Source organism: Paracoccus mangrovi (genome assembly GCF_042648425.1).
GTDB lineage: Bacteria > Pseudomonadota > Alphaproteobacteria > Rhodobacterales > Rhodobacteraceae > Paracoccus > Paracoccus mangrovi.
The window spans coordinates 57,431-77,391 of sequence record NZ_JBHRXJ010000010.1 but is presented as its reverse complement, the minus strand read 5'-3'; the positions used below and the strand labels follow the sequence as shown (position 1 = coordinate 77,391).

Below are 19,961 nucleotides of genomic sequence, written 5' to 3'. Positions count from 1 at the left end.
CCGACTCGGCCCGGGTGGTCAGGATGGGTGCAAGGGGCGCTTGCGCCGTCAGGCGGGCTTGACGCTGGGCCGGGTCATGCGGCATAAGCGAATTAAATGAACACGTGTTCAATAAACCGGAGGAGCGTGGCGATGTTTACCGCGGGCATGGAATTCGATCTGGGCGAGGATGTGAACGCGCTGCGCGACATGGTGCATCGCTGGGCGCAGGACCGCGTCAAGCCGCTGGCCACGCAGACCGACCGCGAGAACGCATTCCCCAACGAGCTTTGGCCCGAATTGGGCGGGATGGGGCTTTTGGGGATCACCGTCCCCGAGGAATTCGGCGGCAGCGGCATGGGCTATCTGGCCCATACCATCGCGGTCGAGGAAATCGCCCGCGCCAGCGCCTCGATCAGCCTGTCTTACGGCGCGCATTCGAACCTCTGCGTGAACCAGATCAAGCTGAACGGCTCGCCCGAGCAAAAGGCGAAATACCTGCCCGGTCTTTGCGCCGGCACCGCCGTCGGCGCGCTGGCCATGTCCGAAGAGAGCGCGGGGTCCGACGTGGTCGGCATGAAGCTGCGCGCGGAAAAGCGCAATGACCGCTATGTCCTGAACGGCAACAAATACTGGATCACCAACGCCCCCGATGCCGATACGCTGGTCGTCTATGCCAAGACCGACCCCGAGGCCGGCAGCAAGGGCATCACCGCATTCATCGTCGAACGCGGCATGGCCGGATTCTCGACCAGCCCGCATTTCGACAAGCTGGGGATGCGCGGCTCGAACACCGGCGAGCTGATCTTTGAAAATTGCGAGGTGCCGTTCGAGAACGTGCTGGGCGCCGAGGGCAAGGGCGTGCGCGTGCTGATGTCGGGGCTGGATTACGAACGGCTGGTCCTGTCGGGGATCGGTACCGGCATCATGGCCGCCTGTCTGGACGAGGTCATGCCCTATGTGCGCGACCGCAAGCAGTTCGGCCAGCCGATCGGGAATTTCCAGCTGATGCAGGGCAAGATCGCCGACATGTATGTCGCGCTGAACACCGCGCGGGCCTATATCTATGAGGTGGCCAAGGCCTGCGATGCCGGCAAGGTCACCCGCCAGGACGCGGCGGGCGCGGTTCTTTATGCCAGCGAACAGGCCATGGTGCAGGCGCATCAGGCGGTGCAGGCGCTTGGCGGCGCGGGATTTCTGAACGACAGCGTCGTCAGCCGCCTGTTCCGCGACGCAAAGCTGATGGAAATCGGCGCCGGCACGTCGGAAATCCGCCGCATGCTGATCGGTCGCCAGCTGATGGATCTGGCCTGATGCAATCGATCGGGTCACAGTTTCATCTCTATGCTAATTGGCCCGATGACCTTATGTCCGTCGAACTTCAGACCTATCAAAACCTTGATACGGAAGCGTGGCTAAAATCTACTCTCTCATTGCTGGAAGCGGGTGAGGCTGGCCCGCTAAAGGTTGTCGTGCCTAACAGAGACTGCACGCCGTCAGAGCATTTTGGGGACGATCCAAAAGATTCGCGCCGACAGACAATCCGGCTTTTGCGATATTTGTCCTCCGAACAGCTGTTTTTGATGCTGCTGTCGGCGCAGAAACAGCTTCCCTATGCGCGCTTTTCTCAGACATTAAAATACAGCGATATCAATAGGTACTATTCAACCATTGCAAGTGGTGATGTCCCTAGTGAATTCAGCCGTATTTGCGGTCGGGATGTGGACTTTTCGACCTGGATTGCGGTCAAGGCAGGCGACTGGAAAGCGCGTGCTTGCTGTCCAAGCTTGCCGCAGTTCATCAGGAACGAGGCATCATTTCTTTCCGACAGAACATTCGTAAACGCGATCAAGCATGGACGCTGCCAATCAGGACGTGCGGACGAAGTGCTGGGGGTTCAGGTTGAAATTGACGGCGTGTGGCAGCAGCTTTTCGATGCAAAGCCTACGATTTGGGTCGATGAGTGGAAGGAAAGAAATGTAGATGGTCGCAGCATCTATGAGCACTATCATCATGCCGAGAGTTTTGATGTGCGGCAGGAGATCGGTGTCTTGCAGGTTTCAGCCATTCTGATGCGGGCAATCAAGGCTTCACGCGTTGCATATTTAGAAATGAAATTGCAGCGAAAGGAAAGCTGCCGTATTTCGTTTCAGATCCCTAAAGAGATTCTGGATTTTGGTATCGTAAATCGTTTTAAGTATCTACCAACTCGGGCACGGGGGGAACGGCAATGAGTTTGCTTTCCTTTGGGCCTGTCTTGCACTTTGCCAAGATCGCGGATCAGGAAGATTTTTCTGGTCGCTATGAAACGTGGGATCGCCGAACGGCTATACCGGCGTTTCAGCCGGCGCTCGCGCGGAAAGGGCGCCCGCAGGGGCGCCCCCGTTCCGGCTGTGGTGGCTGGCCGGCAAGACGCGTTCCGGGGCGGCAGTCCCCGGAGGCGCCTGTTCTAGAACTTCATCACATAGCTGATGCCCGCGACGACCGGATCGACCTCGACCTTGCCGATCTTTGCGCCGTTCAACTCGACATCGGCATCGATGTCGATCCAGCGCAGATCGGCGCGGATCGCGGCACGGTCCGAAATCCAGTAATCGCCGCCGACATGCGCCGCCAGCCCCCAGCTGTTTTTCACCCGCAGATCGCTGCCGGCCAGCGCGCCGCGCGCATCGGCGTCGTAAAACCCGGTAAAGTTGATGCCGATGCCGACAAAGGGCTTGAATTGCGGCGTGGCGTCAAAGTGGTATTGCAGCGAAACCACCGGCGGCAATTGCTTGACCTTGCCGATCTCGGCCCCGTCGGACTTGATCGTGTGGCTAAAGGGCAGGGCGGCCAGAACCTCGATGCCCAGATTGTCGCGGATGAAATATTCGAAGGTGATCGACGGGCGCGTGCTGTCGCCGATATCGGTCGGGACCGTGCCCCCGGCCAGATCGCCATTGTCCGATTTCGGGTTCACATTGGCGATGCCCAGACCCAGGGTCCAATCCCCCTGCGATTGGGCGAATGCGGGGGCGCCCGCGCCCAGACCCAGGGCGGTCAGCGCCGCGACGGCCAGCAGGTGATGTTTCATAATGATCCTCATCGCTTGGAATTCGGCCGGACCAGACGCTTTTTCCCCGCCCGCGACTTTGATCTGCATCAACCTGTCAACACCCCGCCCCGGTCTGCGACAAACGGGCGCATGCCGTGGCGTCCGGAGCCGTCGTCGAGCGTGACCGACCGAAAGGACAAGGAATGAAACTGACCTCTGCCGCGCTGCCCTCATCCGAGGCGTTTCGCGCCAATCGCGCCGCCCACCTTGCCCTTCTGGATACCGCGCGCGCGGCGGCTTTGGCGGCCGCCGCCGGGGGCGGGGCCAAGGCGATGGAACGGCATGTCTCGCGCGGCAAGATGCCGCCGCGCGAGCGGGTGGCGAACCTGCTCGATCCCGGCTCGCCCTTTCTCGAGATCGGGGCCACGGCGGCGCATGGCATGTATGACGACGCGGCGCCGGGGGCGGGCGTGATCGCGGGGATCGGACGCATTCACGGACAGGATGTGATGGTCGTGGCCAATGACGCGACGGTCAAGGGCGGCACCTATTACCCGATGACGGTGAAAAAGCACCTGCGCGCCCAGGAAATCGCCGAGCAATGCCATCTGCCCTGTATCTATCTGGTCGATAGCGGCGGTGCGAACCTGCCCAATCAGGACGAGGTCTTTCCCGACCGCGACCATTTCGGCCGCATCTTCTATAATCAGGCGCGCATGTCGGCAAAGGGGATCGCGCAGATCGCGGTGGTCATGGGGTCCTCGACCGCCGGCGGGGCCTATGTGCCGGCGATGTCGGATGTCTCGATCATCGTGCGGGGGCAGGGCACGATCTTTCTGGCCGGGCCGCCGCTGGTCAAGGCGGCCACCGGCGAGGTGGTCAGCGCCGAGGATCTGGGCGGGGGCGATGTGCATACGCGCCTGTCGGGCGTGGCCGATTACCTGGCCGAGGATGGCGCCCATGCCCTGGCCCTGGCCCGCCGCTCGGTCGCCGGGCTGAACCGCCGGCTGCCCCAGACCGTGGTCTGGCAGGCGCCCGAGGCCCCGGCCCTTGACCCCGAAGAGATCCTTGGCGTCGTGCCCGCCGACCTGCGCACCCCCTATGACATCCGCGAGGTCATCGCCCGCGTGGTCGACGGCTCGCGCTTTGACGAGTTCAAGGCCCGCTTCGGCGAGACGCTGGTCACCGGTTTCGCCCATGTCGAGGGCTGCCCGGTCGGCATTGTCGCCAATAACGGCGTGATTTTTTCCGAGGCGGCGCAAAAGGGCGCGCATTTCATCGAGCTTTGCTCACAGCGGGATATCCCGCTGGTGTTTTTGCAGAACGTCACCGGCTTCATGGTCGGGCGCAAATACGAAAACGAAGGCATCGCCCGGCACGGCGCCAAGATGGTGACGGCGGTGGCGACCACCAATGTCCCCAAGATCACCATGCTGGTCGGCGGCAGTTTCGGCGCCGGCAATTACGGCATGTCGGGGCGCGCCTATGGCCCGCGCTTCCTCTGGACATGGCCGAATTCCCGCATCTCGGTCATGGGGGGCGAACAGGCGGCGGGCGTGCTGGCCACCGTGCGCCGCGACGGGATCGAACGCGCGGGCGGCACATGGTCGGCCGAGGACGAGGCCGAGTTCAAGCGCCCCACCATCGAGATGTTCGAACGTCAGAGCCACCCGCTTTATGCCTCGGCCCGGCTTTGGGATGACGGCATCATCGACCCGCGCAAGACCCGCGAAGTGCTGGCCCTGTCCCTGCGCGCCAGTCTGAACGCCCCGATTGAGCCGACGCGCTTTGGCGTGTTCCGGATGTGAGGTTGGCGATGTCAGGTGCCTCCGGCGGGGATATTTCGGCATGGAAGATGGAGCAGGTCGGCTTCAAATTCGGGGATTCGCGCGAATTATGCGACCGGCTGCTGGATCTGGTCCGGTCGGGCGCCAAGACGGCAAGCTGTGGCGCGCTGCGCGACTTCGAGGCGGGCGAGGCGATGCCAGAGGTCGGGCGGCGCGATCTGGCGCTGGACTGGGACGGGAAGCCCGCGCTGCTGATCGAGACCGTCGAGGTGACGATCCAGCGCTTTCGCGATGTGCCCGAGGATTTCGCGCTGGCCGAGGGCGAAGGCGATTTCGAGGAGTGGAAGCGGGGCCATATTGCCTATTTCACCCGGAATGGCGGCTATGATGCCGAGATGCTACTGGTCTGCGAACGGTTCCGTCTGATTGAGGTTCTGGCATGAACAGCCCGACCGCGCGGCGCAGGGATCGCCAGGACATCATCGAATCCGAATGGGTCTATACCGGCGCCGGATTTGCGCTCAGCCACCCGGTCGCGCAGCATTTGGGGGCGATCTGGTTCATCGTGGTCTGGAGCGCGCTCCAGATGGGGGCGGCGTTGCTTGTGGCCTATGAGCTGTTTGCCTTTGGGTCGGGCTTTTTCAGCCTCTTGGGGGGTGTCCTCTTGATGGGGCTGGCCATCAACAATGTCTTTGCCATCCCTATGCTGATCGGACGCCATCCCTGGGCAGATATGCCGGTCTGGATCAGCCTGATCCTGGGGTTTCCGCTGACCTTGCCGCTGGTCATGTATTGGGCTGATGGCGCACGCCCCAATCTGATCTATCGCCACCGGTTCGGCCGTCTGGCCATGCCGAAATCCGAGGCCGCGCCATGATCGGCCCCGGGACAGCCGTCACCCCGGGCCGCGCCGCGGTATCGGATGCCCATGAGCTTTGGCGTCCCGAGGCCTCCGGCCGGGGGGCTTGTATGAAATCTTCCATGTCCAAATATCCCGCGGGGGTCCGGGGGCGCGAAGCCCCCGCCTGCCGCCAGCGAAAGGGACCGCCATGTTTCAGAAAATCCTGATCGCCAATCGCGGCGAGATCGCCTGTCGCGTCATCGATACCGCCCGCAAGCTGGGCCTGCGCACGGTCGCGGTCTATTCTGACGCCGATCGCGGCGCGCGCCATGTCGCCATGGCCGATGAGGCCGTCCATATCGGCGGCCCGGCACCGCGCGACAGCTATCTGCGCGGCGATGCGATCATCGCGGCCGCACTTGAAACCGGCGCGCAGGCCATCCATCCGGGTTATGGCTTTCTCAGCGAGAATCCCGATTTCGTCGATGCGGTGACGGCGGCGGGGCTGGTCTTTATCGGCCCCTCGGCCAGCGCGATCCGCAAGATGGGTCTCAAGGATGCCGCCAAGGCGCTGATGGAAAAGGCGGGCGTGCCCGTGGTTCCGGGCTATCATGGCGACAATCAGGATCCCGGTCACCTCGCCCGGCAGGCGGATCAGATCGGCTATCCGGTGCTGATCAAGGCCGTGGCCGGCGGCGGCGGCAAGGGCATGCGTCTGGTCGAGAACCCCGCCGATTTTGCCGCCGCCCTGCAATCGGCGCAGGGTGAGGCCGCGACCGCCTTCGGCAATCCCGCCGTGCTGATCGAGAAATACATCCAGCAGCCCCGCCATATCGAGGTGCAGGTCTTTGGCGACGGCACCCGCGCCGTGCATCTTTTCGAACGCGACTGTTCCTTGCAGCGCCGCCACCAGAAGGTGATCGAGGAAGCCCCGGCCCCCGGCATGACCCCCGAGATGCGCGCCGCCATGGGCCGCGCCGCCACCCGCGCCGCCGAGGCGATCGGCTATTCCGGCGCGGGCACGATCGAGTTCATCGTCGACGGTTCGGACGGGCTGCGCCCCGATGGCTTCTGGTTCATGGAGATGAACACCCGGCTTCAGGTCGAACACCCGGTGACCGAACTCATCACCGGTATCGATCTGGTCGAATGGCAGCTGCGCGTCGCCAGTGGCGAGCCGCTGCCCGCCCGGCAGGAGGATCTGCATATCCATGGCCACGCCTTCGAGGCACGCCTTTATGCCGAGGATGTGCCCGCGGGCTTTCTGCCCGCCACCGGCCGGCTTGCGCATCTGAAATTCCCCGATCACGCAAGGATCGAGACCGGCGTGCGTCCCGGCGACACGATCAGCCCCTGGTACGATCCGATGATCGCCAAAATCGTGACGCATGGTGCCACCCGGGCCATCGCCCTGCGCGCGCTGGAAACCGCGCTGGCCGATACCGAGGTCGCAGGCTCGGTCACCAATGTCGATTTCCTGATCGCGCTGGCGCGCCACGAAGGTTTTGGCCGGGGCGAGGTCGATACCGGCCTGATCGCCCGCGATCTTGAGGCGCTGGTCAAGGCCTCCGAACCCGACCCGCGCGCCAAGGCGCTGGCGGTGCTGGGGCTGGCGGGGCTGGACGATCCGATGATCCGGGGCGGCATCACGTTGTGGCAGCCTCTGCGCCGCACCATCGCATGGGACGAGAATGGCGAAACTGGTGCGGCGGTGCTCGAGGTTCTGGGCCCCGGCGTCGCGCGTGTCACGCTGGACGGCAGGACCCATGAAATCGGCTATGAGGGTGGGCGCTGGTGGGTCGATGGCAGCCCGCGCCCCTCGCGGATTGTCAATCATGCAGCGGGGACCAGCGTGTTCGGCGGCCGCTCGCTGACGCTGGTGCCGCTGGACCCGCTGGCGCGGGGCGGCGATGAGCTGGGGGGCGGGTTGACGCTGTCGCCGATGCCGGGTCTGGTCAAGGCGGTCTTTGTCGCGCCGGGACAGGATGTCGCGGCCGGCGACCGGCTGGCCATCCTTGAGGCGATGAAGATGGAACACACCCTGACGGCCGCCCGCGACGGGCGCGTGGCCGAGGTTCTGGCCCGTGCCGGCGATCAGGTCGAGGCCGGCGCCCCCCTGATCCGGCTGGAAGAAGCGGAGGCCGTAGCCTAGGCTGCCGGCGCGAGACGCGCGCAAACGATTGCCGCCAAACGGCAAAGCAACTGCAAGGAAGAACGACATGAAACTCAGCGCACGCAACGTCCTCAAGGGTACCGTGGTCGAAGTGACCAAGGGTGCCGTCAACGCCATCGTGCGGATCGATATCGGCGGCGCGGTCGTCAGCTCGTCGATCACCATTTCGGCCGTTGACGAACTTGGGCTGAAGGTCGGCGAACAGGCCTATGCCGTCATCAAGGCCAGCGATGTGATGGTCGGCCGCGACTGATCGGCCAAACGGGGCGCAAGCCCGAAGCATTCCCGCCGCGCCATGACGTGCGGCGGGGTCATGGACGGGCCGGACATGCCGCGACCGGCCGGACAGGAGGATGAGCATGGCCGATCTGACCCTTTGGCATGTGCCGCAGTCGCGCTCGATGCGCAGCTTGTGGCTCTTGCATGAGATCGGCGTCGATTTTCATGTCGAGATTCTGGATTTCTTCGATGGCTCGATGCGCGGGCCGCGCTATGGCGCGATCACGCCTGTGGGCCGGGTGCCCGCCTTGCAGGATGGCGCCGTCATCTTGCGCGAATCCGGCGCCATCACCGAATGGCTGTGTGAAACCCGTGGGCCGCATCTGACCCGCGCGCCCGGCACGCCCGCGCGTGCCGCGTGGCTGAACTGGCTGCATTTTGCCGAAACGCTGGGCCAGCATATCGCCAATCTCAGCCAGCATCACATCGTCCTGCGCGAGGATTGGCAGCGTTCGCCCACGGTGATGAAGCTTGAGGCCGCGCGGCTGTCACGGGCGCTGCGCCTGATCGAACAGGGGCTGGCGGATGGCCGCGACTGGCTCTTGGGCGATTTCTCGGGCGTCGATTGCCAGGTCGGCTGGGGCGTCTGGGCCGCCGCCCGCTTTCTTCGTTTCGAGGATCGGCCGCTGCTCGCCGCCTATCGCGACCGCTGCGCGCTGCGCCCGGGCTTTCAGGCCGCCTTGCCCGGCCCCGGCGAGGCGGTGATCTATGATCGCGATTTCTACGAGGTTCCCGATGCAACAGGCTGAAATATTTGAGATGGGCCCGCGCGACGGGCTTCAGAACGAAAAGCGGCTGATCCCGGCGGCGGAAAAGATCGCGCTGGTCGATCTGTTGTCCCGCGCCGGTTTCCGACGGATCGAGGTCACGAGCTTTGTTTCCCCCAAATGGGTGCCGCAGATGGCCGACGCGGCCGAGGTCATGGCCGGCATCACCCGCGCCCCCGGCATCAGCTATGCGGTGCTGACCCCGAACATGAAGGGGTATGAGGGCGCGCGCGCCGCCCGCGCGGATGAGGTGGCGATCTTCGCCTCGGCCTCGGAAGGGTTTTCCAAGGCCAATCTGAACGCCACCATCGCCGAAAGTCTCGAGCGTTTCGCGCCCGTGGCAAAGGCTGCGCGGGCCGATGGCATCGCGGTCCGGGGCTATGTCAGCGTGGTGACGGATTGCCCCTATGACGGGCCGACGCCGCCCGCCAATGTCGCCCGCGTGGCCGCCGCGCTGCGCGATATGGGCTGCTATGAAATCAGCCTTGGCGACACGATCGGGCAGGGCCGCCCCGAAACCATCGACGCCATGCTGGCCGCCGTGCTGAACGAAATGCCGGCCGAAAAGCTGGCCGGGCATTACCACGACACCGCCGGCCGCGCCTTGCAGAATATCGACGCGAGCCTTGCGCGCGGCTTGCGGGTCTTTGACGCCGCCGTGGGGGGGCTTGGCGGCTGTCCCTATGCGCCGGGCGCCAAAGGCAATGTCGCGACCGAGGCGGTGGCGCGGCATCTGACCGCGCAGGGCTATGCGACCGGCCTGAATATGGCGGTGATCGACGAGGCGGCGGCAATGGCGCGCGCGATGCGGGGGCCGGCATGAGGGGCGGGACGGCTACCGTGGCGGCGCTGGCCTCGGTGCTGGCGCTGACGGGCTGTGCCCCGGTGCCGCCGTCCGTGCCGGCCTCTGCGCCGGTGACGGCACCGGGCAACCGGCTGGACGGCTATGGCGCCGCGCAAAGCGTATCGGACGCGCAGTTTCGGGCCGCGCGGCCCGGGTTGCGCCGCGTGGGTTATCGCAATTGCGACGGCTATTCCGTGCAATTGCTGGTGCCGCGACAGGTCGCGCGCGACGGCGGCCCGCAATGGCTTTGGTGGGAAATCACCCCCTATCTGGCCGGGGCGAACAGCACCTATCGCGTAACCGTGCCCGAGGATTTCCGCAATTGGCGCACCGAACGGCGCGTTGATGCCGGCTGGCAGGTGCAGGGTCGCGTCACCGCCACCGACCGCCGCAATACCCCGCGTCAGCTGAATTTTTCGGCCGCTGAAATCGGCGCCTCGCGTCCCGTGGCGCAGGACCTGCGCGAGGCGATCGGTCTGGGCCCGGACCCGCTTTCACCCGGCAGCTACCGCGTGCAGGCATCCGATTTCATCGTCGAGACGCCCTCGGGCGGGCGCTGCGCGCTGCGCCCCTTCTGGGTTTTTGACATCCAATGACGGGAACTACATCCATGTTCGAAACCATCCGCATCGAGACCGATCCGCGCGGCGTCGCCCATCTGTGGCTTGCGCGCGAGGCCAAGCACAATGCGCTTTCGGCGCAGATGATCGCCGAACTGACGCGCGCGGCGGCAAGCCTTGGCGCCGATCCGGCGGTGCGCGTGGTGGTGCTTGCGGCCGAGGGCAAGAGCTTTTGCGCCGGCGGCGATCTGGGCTGGATGCAGGATCAGATGCGCGCCGATGCCGAAACCCGTCGCGCTGGGGCGCGCGATCTGGCGATGATGCTGAACGCGCTGAACTGCCTGCCCAAGCCGCTGATCGGGCGGGTTCAGGGCAATGCCTTCGGCGGCGGGGTCGGCATGATTTCGGTCTGTGACGTGGCGATTTCGGTGCCCGAGGCGCGGTTTGGCCTGACCGAGACGAAACTGGGCCTGATCCCGGCCACCATCGGCCCCTATGTGCTGGCCCGCATGGGCGAGGACAAGGCGCGGCGCGTCTTTATGTCGGCGCGGCTTTTCGGCGCGGATGAGGCAGCGCGGCTGAACCTGATTGCGGGGATCGCGGCGGCGGATGCGCTGGACGCCGCCGTCGAGGCCGAGGTCGCGCCCTATCTGGCCTGTGCGCCGGGCGCGGTGGCGGCGGCGAAGGCGCTTGCCCGCCGGCTTGGCCCGGCCATCGGCCCGGCCGAGATCGAGGCCAGCATCGATGCGCTGGTCTCGGTCTGGGAAGGCAATGAGGCGGCCGAAGGGATCGGCGCCTTTTTCGACAAGCGCAAGCCCCGCTGGCAGGTTTAGTGCGACATTTGCGCGCAGTGCATGGCGGATCTGCCCTCAGGGGCGGATGACGCGGCGCGGGGATCCTGTTATCGCAAACATGATCCCCCGTCAGACTGTCCCGAAAGGTGCGCCATGTCGCCGCAGCCCAATATGAAACTTGCGATTCTTGCTCTGGGCCTTGGCGCCTTTGCCATCGGTACCTCGGAATTCGCGGCCATGGGGCTGTTGCCGTGGTATGCCTCGGATCTGGGGATTTCCGAGCCGCAGGCCGGCCATGTCGTCAGCGCCTATGCGCTGGGGGTGGTGGTGGGCGCGCCGATCACCTCGATACTGGGGGCCAAGCTGCCGCGCCGGCGCTATCTTGCCGCGCTGATCGCGCTTTACGGGGTGGTCAACCTGTTGGCTGCCGTGCTGCCGGGCTATGCGACGCTGGTCGGGATGCGTTTTCTGGCCGGGTTGCCGCATGGCGGTTTTCTGGGCGTGGCGATGCTGTTTGCCGCCGACGCCCTGCCGCGCGAGAGCCGGGCCAAGGGGGTGACGCAGGTGCTTTTGGGCCTGACCATCGCCAATATCGCCGGGGTGCCGCTGGCGGGGATTCTGGGGCAGGGGCTTGGCTGGCGCTGGGGTTTCGCGCTGCCGGGGGTTCTGGCGCTGATCGCGGGCTGGCTGATCCTCAAGCTTGCGCCGCGCGTGGGGGTGGATAAATCCGCCCGCCCGCTGGACGAGCTGAAGGCGCTGGGAAATCCCTCCGTCATCCTGATCCTTCTGGTCGGCGCGATCGGTTTTGGCGGACTTTTCGCGGTCTATTCCTATCTTTCGGCGGCGATGCTGGCGACGACGCAGGCGCCGGGCTGGGCGGTGCCGGTGATGCTTTCGGCATTCGGTATCGGCGGGACGCTGGGCGGGATCATGGCGGCAAAGCTGACCATTCGCTATGGCACCTGGGGGGCGAGCTTCCGGCTTATGATCTTCATGGCGGTGACCCAGGCCTTTGCCTCATGGGCGGTGGGCGATTGGGTGATGATGGTGGTGTCGTCGTTCCTTTTGGGACTTGGTTCGGGCATGGTGGTGCCCTTGCAGACGCGGCTGATGGATGTGGCGGGGCGCGCGCAATCCATGGCGGCGGCGATGAATCACGCCGCCTTCAACGCCGCCAATGCGCTGGGGCCGTGGCTGGCGGGGCTGGCGCTTGCCGCCGGCTGGGGATGGCAATCCTCGGGGATGGTGGCGGTGGCGCTATCCGTGGCGGGGATTCTGGCTTTGGCCATCGCCTGGTATCAGGCCCGCATCGGTGGGAACGTGCTGCATGATTGCCCGGCGGGAATGTGAGGCGAATTCGCGCCGCAAGGTGATGAAGATCACATATCCCGTGGTCACGAACAGCACGGCCGGCCCGGCGAGCCAACCCACCGCCGCCAGCGCGAAATAGACGCAGCGCAGCCCGGAATTGAAGCTGCGCGCGGCGGTGATGTTGATTTCGGCCGCCTGCATCGCCGAGGGAATGGCGCGCGGATCGTTCGGGTCGTTCGGGACCGAGGCCATCAGGATCGCGCAATAGCCGAAGAGCCGGTGCGACCAGATAAACCGCAAGAGCGCATTGGCCACGAAGAACAGCACCAGCACGATCTTGATTTCCCATTTCAGCGCCGGGACATGTTCCAGATCGAACTGGCGCGCGACGCCCGCCAGCTGATCGGTATTGCCGATCAGCGCGAGTCCGCCGCCGATGGCGATCATGCAGGCCGAGGCGAAAAAGGCCGTGCCCTCGCGCAGCGAGGTCAGGATATTGGCGTCGAAAATGCGCGGATCGCGGGTGACAAAATGTCGCATCCATTCCCGCCGATAGGCCTTCATCACCTCGGAGACCGAGGGGTGGTTCCTGGGCGGATGCTCGGTAATCCAGCCAATTGCCAGCCAGGCCACGAAAAGCCAGCCCACCGACAGCAGATCGGCAAGGGTGAAGGGGCCGGAAAGGGATGCGCTTATGTCCATGTCCCCCGTTCTAGCGGCCCATCGGGGCAGTTGTCAGCCCATGAAGCGGTGATTAACCTCAATACCGGACCAGTCAGGAGAAGATCATGGCCGCACCACACGCCATTCACGAGGAATTCCCCAACGATGCCGAACGCATTCACGCGCTGAAGATTTCGGATGCGCATTTCGCGCGGCTCTTGCAGGAATATGATCAGGTCAACGATCAGGTTTTTGGCGCCGAAAGCCGCCACACGCCGATGTCGGATGAGGCCGAGGTCGCGCTGCGCCGCAAGCGTGCGAGCCTGAAGGACGAGATCGCGCAGATGCTGGCGGGGGCCTGAGGGTCGCCGCCGCGGGGGCTCTGCCCCCATCCCTTCGGGATTCCCCCGGGATATTTGGGCATGAAAGACAGGGTGCGAGGACGGGGCGCGGGATTTTCTCGCGCCTTTGTGCATTCGGGGCCGGGGGTCGCGGGGCTTGAAATGCGCCTGTCGTCTTACCAGCTTAGCGATGTCGGAGGGCCGGATGGCGCCGACGGACCTGCCCGCCCGGAAAGGGGGGCAAGCCTTTGTATCGCTTTGATGAAGGATGCGAACATGCGTAATTTTGATTTGACCCCGCTTTATCGTGCCTCTGTCGGCTTCGACCGCATGGCCGATGTGATGGACCGTGCCCTTTCGGCCGATGTCGCGAGCTATCCCCCCTATAATATCGAAAAGACCGGCGAGAACGCCTATCGCATCGCGATTGCGGTTGCGGGCTTTGGCGCCGAGGATCTGAATGTCGAGGTCCGCGACGGTGCCGTCATCGTTTCGGGGCGCAAGGCCGCCGAGGATGAAGGCCGGACCTTCCTGCATCGCGGCATCGCCACGCGCGCATTCGAGCGCCGCTTTACGCTGGCCGATCATGTGCGCGTCGAAGGGGCGAGCCATCAGGACGGGATGCTGAACATCGATCTGGTGCGCGAGATCCCCGAGGCGCTGAAGCCGCGCCGGATCGAGATCGCCAAGCCCGCGAAGGCGGTGGGCAAGCTCGACGCCTGATCCGGTGTCACCGGACCGGGGCGCTGCCCCGGACCCCGGGATATTTGGGCATGAAAGAATGGGGCGCGGGGTTTTCCCGTGCCCTTTTTCATTCAGAGCCTGCGGCGGGCGCGAAGGGCTGCGGTGATGGTGCCGTCGTCGAGATAGTCGAGTTCGCCGCCGATGGGCACGCCCTGCGCAAGGCCGGTGACGGCGACGGCGGTGGGGGCGAGCGCCTCGGCGATGTAATGGGCGGTGGTCTGGCCCTCGACGGTGGCGGACAGCGCGAGGATCACCTCGGTGATGTTTTCATCGGCGATGCGGTCGATCAGCTGCGGGATGCGCAGATCGTCGGGGCCGATTTCATCGAGCGCCGAGAGGCTGCCGCCAAGGACGTGATAGCGGCCCCGGAAGGCGCGGCCGCGTTCCAGCGCCCAGAGATCGGCCACATCGGTCACCACGCAGATTTCGCCGCTGGCGCGGGATGGATCCTCGCAGATCGGACAGATGTCGGATTGGGTGATATTGCCGCAGACAAGGCATTCGCGGGCGTTTTCGGCGACATTGGCCATCAATGCGGCGAGCTGCGTCATCTGGCCCGCGCGCTTGCGGATCAGGTGCAGCACGACCCGGCGCGCCGAGCGCGGGCCAAGGCCCGGCAGGCGCGCCATGGTGGCGATCAGGGTTTCGATCTCGTCGCCCTGGGCCGGCATTCAGAAGGGCAGCTTCATGTCGGCGGGCAGGCCCATCTCGCGGGTCAGCCGGGCCATTTCGGCCTGCGCCTTGTCGGTCGCGCGGCGCTGCGCGTCCTTGATCGCGGCCAGGATCAGATCCTCGACCACCTCTTTTTCCGAGGCGACAAAGATCGAAGGGTCGATTTCCAGCGCCGTCAGTTCGCCCTTGGCGGTGGCGGTGGCCTTGACCAGCCCGCCACCGGCCTCGCCGGTGACGGTCAGGCGGGCAAGCCCCTCCTGCATCTCGGCCATCTTTGTCTGCATCTGCTGGGCGGCCTCCATCATCTTTGACAGATCGCCCATATCGCCAAGTCCCTTGAACATCGCTTAATCCTCGTCCTCGAACGGATCCCATTCCTCGACCTCGGCCACGGGGCCTTCGGTCAGCTCATGGGGGGATTTATCCTCGCCCGTGGCGATTTCAACCGCCGGCGCGGGAATGGGGCGGACCCGGGTGATCTTTGCCTCGGGGAAGGCGGCGAAAATCGCCTGCACTGCCGGGTTTTCCATGACGCGGGCGCGGGTCGCGGCCTCATGCGCGGCGCGTTGCTGGGCGATGCTGGGCTGGCCGCCCTCGGAGACGACGCTGACCGCCCAGCGTTGGCCGCCGGTCCAGCCGCGCAGCCGTTCGGCGAGCCGTTGGGCGAAATCGCGCGGGGCGCGGTCGCCGGGCTGGAACTCGATACGGCCGGGGGAATAGCGGACCAGATGCAGGTGTTCCTCGACCTCGAGGAGCAGCTTCATGTCGCGCATGCGGCGGATGAGTTCGATCACCGATTCAAAATCGGGAAACCCGGCCAGCGCATCGGGCGAGACGGCGATGGCCGCAGCCGCGCCATCGGCGCGGATGGCGGTCGGGACCCGGGGCGGGGCTGCGGCGCGCGGGGCATCGGCCGGGCGCTGTGCGGGGGCGGCGTTGCCGCGGGTGAACTCGCCGGCCGCGACCGAGGTCTGGACCTTGCGGATCAGCGTCTCGGGGTCGGGAAGGTCCGCGACATGGGTCAGGCGGATGATCGCCATTTCGGCGGCCATCATCGCGTTCGGGGCCTGTCCGACCTCTTCCAGCGCCTTGAGCAGCATCTGCCACAGCCGGGTCAGCGCCCGCATCGGAATGCGCGCGGCGATGTCCTGACCGCGGGTGCGTTCGTCGGGGCCGATGGTCGGATCCTCGATCGCCTCGGGGGTGATTTTCACGATCGAGACCCAATGCGTGATCTCGGCCAGATCGCGCAGCACCGCCATCGGGTCGGCGCCGTCGGCATATTGTGCCTGAAGCTCGGCCAATGCCTCGGCCGCGGCGCCGCGCAGGATCATGTCGAAAAGATCGAGAACGCGGCCCCGGTCGGCAAGGCCCAGCATGGCGCGGACCTGCGGCGCGGTGGTTTCGCCGGCGCCATGGCTGATCGCCTGATCCAGAAGCGAGGTCGCGTCGCGGGCCGAGCCTTCGGCGGCGCGCGTGATCAGCGCCAGCGCGTCATCGGTGATTTCGGCGCCCTCGCGGGTGGCGATCTTGCGCAGAAGCGCGATCATCACCTCGGGCTCGATGCGGCGCAGGTCGAACCGCTGACAGCGCGACAGGACTGTGACCGGGACCTTGCGGATTTCCGTCGTGGCAAAGATGAATTTCACATGCGGCGGCGGTTCTTCCAGCGTTTTCAGAAGCGCGTTGAAGGCGCTGGTCGAAAGCATGTGCACTTCGTCGATGATATAGATCTTGTAGCGCGCCGAGGCCGCCCGGTAATGGACGCTTTCGATGATTTCGCGGATGTCGTTCACGCCGGTGCGGGAGGCGGCGTCCATCTCCATCACGTCGACATGGCGGCCCTCGCTGATCGCGATGCAATGTTCGCAGGTCCCGCAGGGTTCGGTCGTCGGGCCGCCCTGACCGTCGGGGCCGATGCAGTTCAACCCCTTGGCGATGATGCGCGCGGTCGTGGTCTTGCCGGTGCCACGGATGCCGGTCATCACGAAGGCCTGTGCGATGCGGTCGGCGGCGAAGGCGTTTTTCAGCGTGCGCACCATCGCATCCTGCCCGACGAGATCGGCGAAGGTCTCGGGCCGGTATTTCCGTGCCAGAACCTGATAGGTCTTGTCGTTATCGCTCATGCCGGGCCTGTCTGATTGCCGCGCCACCTTAGACAGGGTGCGCAGGCGCGGCAACCTTTGGCGCGGGTGGTGGGATGGATATTTGGATGAAGAAGAAATGAACGCCGCCGGGCATGGGCGGGGCGGGAACGAAGACGTGAAGGCCGCGAGCCACGCGCCCTGTTTCAAGGCGCGCCGCGTCGGGGCATGGTCCGGGGATGCAGCGCCGTGTTCTTGTCCTCTCTATTCTTGCCGCGCCGTTTCTGGCGCGGCGCGCGCGGGCCGATGCGGGGCCATTGCTGGATCAGGCGGGGTCGCTTTCGCAATTGCGCGCCGTTGCCGTCTGGCGGGACGGGTTTGAGGTCGCGGCGCGGGGCTATCGCGGGTTCGACCCGGACCGGGCCACGAATATCAAATCGGCCTCGAAATCGGTGATTTCGGCGCTGGCGGGGATCGCGATTGCGCGCGGGCTGTTTTCGGGGCCCGATCAGAAGGTCGCCGAAATCCTGCGCCGCGATCTGCCGCCCGATCCCGATCCGCGCCTGAACGATCTGACGCTGGGCCATCTTTTGTCCATGCAGGCCGGGTTGCAGCGGCAGTCGGGGCCGGCCTATGGGCGCTGGGTCGGCAGCCGCAATTGGGTCCGGGCGGCGCTGAATGTCCCGTTCGAGCAGGATCCGGGGCAGGGGATGCAATATTCCACCGCCTCGACGCATCTGGTGTCGGCCATGCTGACGCGGGTTGCGGGACGGACCACGCTGGATCTGGCGCGGGACTGGCTGGGTGGCATTCCGGGTTTCGCCATCGCCTCGTGGCAGCGCGATCCGCAGGGCATCTATCTTGGCGGCAACGAGATGGCGATGAGCACACGCGCGCTCATGGCATTCGGGGCGGCCTATGCGGCGGGCGGGCAGGGGGTGATCCCGCCCGGCTGGATCGCGGAAAGCTGGGTGCCACGCACGCGCTCGGTCTTTAGCGGTGAGGAATATGGTTATGGCTGGTTCATCGGTGAGGCCGGCGGGCGCCCCTTGCGTTACGGCTGGGGTTACGGTGGGCAGATGATCTATGTCTTTCCGCCCGCGCGCGGTCTGCCGGCGGTGGCCATCGCCATGACTTCGGACCCCGACCAGCCCTCGGCGCGGACGGGTTACCGGCAACAATTGCATGCGCTGGCGGGGGCGCTGGTGCGGGCGGTGTGAGCCCCCGTTGACCCTGCGCGCGGGACGCCATATCTGCGGGCCATGGCACGCGCACCGCTTTTGCAATTGACCGATATCTCGCTGACCTTTGGCGGCAATCCCGTCTTTGATCGGCTGAACCTGACCGTCCAGGGCGGCGACCGGCTGGCGCTGGTCGGGCGCAACGGTTCGGGAAAATCCACGCTGATGAAGGTCATGGCCGGGCTGGTCGAGCCCGATGCCGGGCAGGTCATCACCCCCGCCGGCATCCATGTCGGCTATATGGAACAGGATCCCGATCTGTCGGGTTTCGCGACGCTGGGGGATTTCGCCCGCGCGCGTCTGGGCGATGCCGAGGGGTACCGCGTCGAAATGGCGGCCGAGGGGCTTAAATTCGACCCCGACCGGCCGGTCGCCACCGCCTCGGGCGGGGAACGGCGCCGCGCGGCGCTGGCGCGGCTTCTGGCCGAGGCGCCGGAACTGATGCTGCTCGATGAGCCGACGAACCATCTGGATATCGAGGCCATCGGCTGGCTTGAGGAACAGCTTTCCACGACCAAGGCCGCTTTCGTGCTGATCAGCCATGACCGCGCCTTTCTGCGCGCGCTGACGCGCGGCACGCTGTGGATCGACCGTGGCGAGGTGCGCCGGCAGGATCGCGGCTTTGAATATTTCGAGGATTGGCGCGAAACCACCTGGGCCGCCGAGGATGAGGCCCGCCACAAGCTGGATCGCAAGATCAAGGCCGAGGCCCGGTGGGCTGTCGAGGGGATCAGCGCGCGGCGCAAGCGCAATCAGGGCCGTGTCCGCGCGCTGGCCGCGCTGCGCGAGGAACGCGCCGGCCAGATCCGCCGTCAGGGCACCGCCGCGATGGAACTGGATGCCGGCCAGCAATCGGGCAAGCGCGTGATCGACGCCAAGGGCATCTCGAAAAGCTTTGGCGCGCGCACCATCCTGAAGCCCTTTGACCTGCGGGTGCTGCGCGGCGACCGCGTGGCCTTTGTCGGCCCGAACGGCGTCGGCAAGACCACGCTTCTGAAGATGCTGACCGGAGAGATCGCGCCCGATAGCGGCGAGGTCAGGCACGGCACCAACCTGGATATCGCGGTCTTTGACCAGACGCGCAGCGCCATCGACGAAACCGTCAGCCTGTGGGACGCGATGACGGGGGATCCGTCGATGCGGGTTTCGGGCCGGTCGGATCAGGTGATGGTGCGCGGCAATCCGCGCCATGTCGTGGCCTATCTGAAAGATTTTCTCTTTGACGACGCGCAGGCCCGCGCCCCGGTGGGCAGCCTGTCGGGCGGCGAAAAGGCGCGGCTTTTGCTGGCGCGGATCATGGCGCATCCCTCGAACCTTTTAGTGCTGGACGAGCCGACCAACGATCTGGATGTCGAGACGCTGGATCTGTTGCAGGACATTCTGGGCGATTACGATGGCACCGTGCTGCTGGTCAGCCATGACCGCGATTTCATCGACCGCGTGGCCACGACCACCATCGCGATGGAGGGGGATGGCCGCGCGGTGATCTATCCCGGCGGCTGGTCCGATTACCGCGCCCAGCGGCCCGAGGATGCGCCGGTCATTGAGGCCGCGAAACCGGGCCCGACCCCGGTTGCCGAAACCGATGCGCCAAAGCCCGCGCCGGACCGCAGCGGCCTGAGCTTTACCGAGAAAAAGCGCCTTGAGGCATTGCCCGGCGTCATGGAACGGCTTGAGGCCGAGATCGGCAAGCTGACCGAGTTCCTGGCCCAGCCGGACCTGTTCTCAACCGCGCCGGCCAAATTTCAGAAAGCCAGCGAGGGCCTGTCCGAACGGCAGGCCGCACTGGCCGCCGCCGAAGAGGAATGGCTGGATCTGGCCGGGCGGGAATAGCGCCGGGCGGATCT

At 65.6% G+C, this 19,961-nt stretch carries 21 protein-coding genes; 16 read left to right on the top strand and 5 right to left on the bottom strand.

Going from position 1 to position 19,961, the window contains the following annotated elements:
* Positions 1 to 132: 132 nt before the first annotated feature.
* A complete protein-coding gene (locus ACFOMH_RS13775; RefSeq protein ID WP_377745270.1) occupies positions 133 to 1,293 on the top strand; it encodes an isovaleryl-CoA dehydrogenase in 1,161 nt (386 codons plus the stop codon).
* Entirely contained in the window at positions 1,293 to 2,213 is a 921-nt protein-coding gene (locus ACFOMH_RS13770; RefSeq protein WP_377745124.1) for a hypothetical protein, read from the top strand. Before ACFOMH_RS13775 ends, ACFOMH_RS13770 begins: the two co-directional genes overlap by 1 nt.
* A 215-nt stretch (positions 2,214 to 2,428) precedes the next feature.
* Here the strand turns inward: ACFOMH_RS13770 and ACFOMH_RS13765 are convergent, their stop codons facing one another.
* Positions 2,429 to 3,052 (bottom strand): OmpW/AlkL family protein, encoded by a 624-nt coding sequence (locus ACFOMH_RS13765; RefSeq protein ID WP_374421904.1) that lies wholly within the window; start codon positions 3,050 to 3,052, stop codon positions 2,429 to 2,431.
* A gap of 164 nt (positions 3,053 to 3,216) precedes the next feature.
* Here ACFOMH_RS13765 and ACFOMH_RS13760 point away from each other — a divergent pair, with 164 nt between their 5' ends.
* From ACFOMH_RS13760 to ACFOMH_RS13715, 10 genes are all read left to right on the top strand, one after another.
* Positions 3,217 to 4,821 carry a carboxyl transferase domain-containing protein gene (locus ACFOMH_RS13760; RefSeq protein ID WP_377745121.1) on the top strand — a complete coding sequence of 535 codons (1,605 nt, stop codon included), beginning with the start codon at positions 3,217 to 3,219 and terminating at the stop codon, positions 4,819 to 4,821.
* 8 nt (positions 4,822 to 4,829) lie between these two features.
* On the top strand, positions 4,830 to 5,243 hold the full coding sequence (locus ACFOMH_RS13755) for an ASCH domain-containing protein (protein WP_377745119.1): 414 nt from the start codon (positions 4,830 to 4,832) through the stop codon (positions 5,241 to 5,243).
* Positions 5,240 to 5,677 (top strand): hypothetical protein, encoded by a 438-nt coding sequence (locus ACFOMH_RS13750; protein ID WP_377745117.1) that lies wholly within the window; start codon positions 5,240 to 5,242, stop codon positions 5,675 to 5,677. Before ACFOMH_RS13755 ends, ACFOMH_RS13750 begins: the two co-directional genes overlap by 4 nt.
* A gap of 172 nt (positions 5,678 to 5,849) precedes the next feature.
* Positions 5,850 to 7,793, top strand: a complete 1,944-nt coding sequence (locus ACFOMH_RS13745) for an ATP-binding protein (RefSeq protein WP_377745115.1) — start codon at positions 5,850 to 5,852, stop codon at positions 7,791 to 7,793.
* Positions 7,794 to 7,860: 67 nt separating this feature from the next.
* Positions 7,861 to 8,067, top strand: coding sequence for a TOBE domain-containing protein (locus tag ACFOMH_RS13740; RefSeq protein WP_377745114.1), 207 nt, complete (start codon positions 7,861 to 7,863; stop codon positions 8,065 to 8,067).
* A gap of 106 nt (positions 8,068 to 8,173) precedes the next feature.
* Positions 8,174 to 8,842 (top strand): glutathione S-transferase family protein, encoded by a 669-nt coding sequence (locus ACFOMH_RS13735; protein WP_377745112.1) that lies wholly within the window; start codon positions 8,174 to 8,176, stop codon positions 8,840 to 8,842.
* Complete coding sequence (locus ACFOMH_RS13730) at positions 8,829 to 9,683, top strand: hydroxymethylglutaryl-CoA lyase (RefSeq protein ID WP_377745111.1); 855 nt, start codon at positions 8,829 to 8,831, stop codon at positions 9,681 to 9,683. Before ACFOMH_RS13735 ends, ACFOMH_RS13730 begins: the two co-directional genes overlap by 14 nt.
* Entirely contained in the window at positions 9,680 to 10,300 is a 621-nt protein-coding gene (locus ACFOMH_RS13725) for a hypothetical protein (protein WP_377745109.1), read from the top strand. The genes ACFOMH_RS13730 and ACFOMH_RS13725 overlap by 4 nt, the downstream gene beginning before the upstream one ends.
* Positions 10,301 to 10,314: 14 nt before the next feature.
* Positions 10,315 to 11,097 (top strand): crotonase/enoyl-CoA hydratase family protein, encoded by a 783-nt coding sequence (locus tag ACFOMH_RS13720; RefSeq protein ID WP_377745108.1) that lies wholly within the window; start codon positions 10,315 to 10,317, stop codon positions 11,095 to 11,097.
* 114 nt (positions 11,098 to 11,211) lie between these two features.
* Complete coding sequence (locus tag ACFOMH_RS13715; protein ID WP_374421917.1) at positions 11,212 to 12,408, top strand: MFS transporter; 1,197 nt, start codon at positions 11,212 to 11,214, stop codon at positions 12,406 to 12,408.
* Here the strand turns inward: ACFOMH_RS13715 and ACFOMH_RS13710 are convergent.
* Complete coding sequence (locus ACFOMH_RS13710; protein ID WP_374421918.1) at positions 12,316 to 13,071, bottom strand: DUF599 domain-containing protein; 756 nt, start codon at positions 13,069 to 13,071, stop codon at positions 12,316 to 12,318. The genes ACFOMH_RS13715 and ACFOMH_RS13710 overlap by 93 nt on opposite strands.
* Before the next feature lie 86 nt (positions 13,072 to 13,157).
* Between ACFOMH_RS13710 and ACFOMH_RS13705 the strand changes: the two genes are divergently transcribed.
* The gene (locus ACFOMH_RS13705; protein WP_374421919.1) at positions 13,158 to 13,394 is read left to right on the top strand and encodes a YdcH family protein; all 237 of its coding nucleotides are present in this window, start codon (positions 13,158 to 13,160) and stop codon (positions 13,392 to 13,394) included.
* A gap of 255 nt (positions 13,395 to 13,649) precedes the next feature.
* The gene (locus ACFOMH_RS13700) at positions 13,650 to 14,096 is read left to right on the top strand and encodes an Hsp20 family protein (protein ID WP_374421921.1); all 447 of its coding nucleotides are present in this window, start codon (positions 13,650 to 13,652) and stop codon (positions 14,094 to 14,096) included.
* Positions 14,097 to 14,188: 92 nt separating this feature from the next.
* On the opposite strand, the gene recR is transcribed toward ACFOMH_RS13700, so the two are convergent.
* Genes recR through ACFOMH_RS13685 form a run of 3 tightly spaced genes read right to left on the bottom strand, consistent with a single transcriptional unit; the run spans position 14,189 to position 16,915 of the window.
* Positions 14,189 to 14,788, bottom strand: a complete 600-nt coding sequence (gene recR / locus ACFOMH_RS13695) for a recombination mediator RecR (protein WP_374421923.1) — start codon at positions 14,786 to 14,788, stop codon at positions 14,189 to 14,191.
* Entirely contained in the window at positions 14,789 to 15,133 is a 345-nt protein-coding gene (locus ACFOMH_RS13690; protein WP_374421925.1) for a YbaB/EbfC family nucleoid-associated protein, read from the bottom strand.
* A 3-nt stretch (positions 15,134 to 15,136) separates the two neighbouring features.
* Positions 15,137 to 16,915, bottom strand: a complete 1,779-nt coding sequence (locus ACFOMH_RS13685) for a DNA polymerase III subunit gamma/tau (RefSeq protein WP_377745105.1) — start codon at positions 16,913 to 16,915, stop codon at positions 15,137 to 15,139.
* 197 nt (positions 16,916 to 17,112) lie between these two features.
* Between ACFOMH_RS13685 and ACFOMH_RS13680 the strand changes: the two genes are divergently transcribed.
* Positions 17,113 to 18,093, top strand: a complete 981-nt coding sequence (locus ACFOMH_RS13680; protein WP_377745104.1) for a serine hydrolase domain-containing protein — start codon at positions 17,113 to 17,115, stop codon at positions 18,091 to 18,093.
* A 42-nt stretch (positions 18,094 to 18,135) separates the two neighbouring features.
* Positions 18,136 to 19,947: an ABC-F family ATP-binding cassette domain-containing protein gene (locus ACFOMH_RS13675; RefSeq protein ID WP_377745102.1), complete on the top strand. Its 1,812-nt coding sequence runs from the start codon at positions 18,136 to 18,138 to the stop codon at positions 19,945 to 19,947.
* Positions 19,948 to 19,961 lie beyond the last annotated feature (14 nt).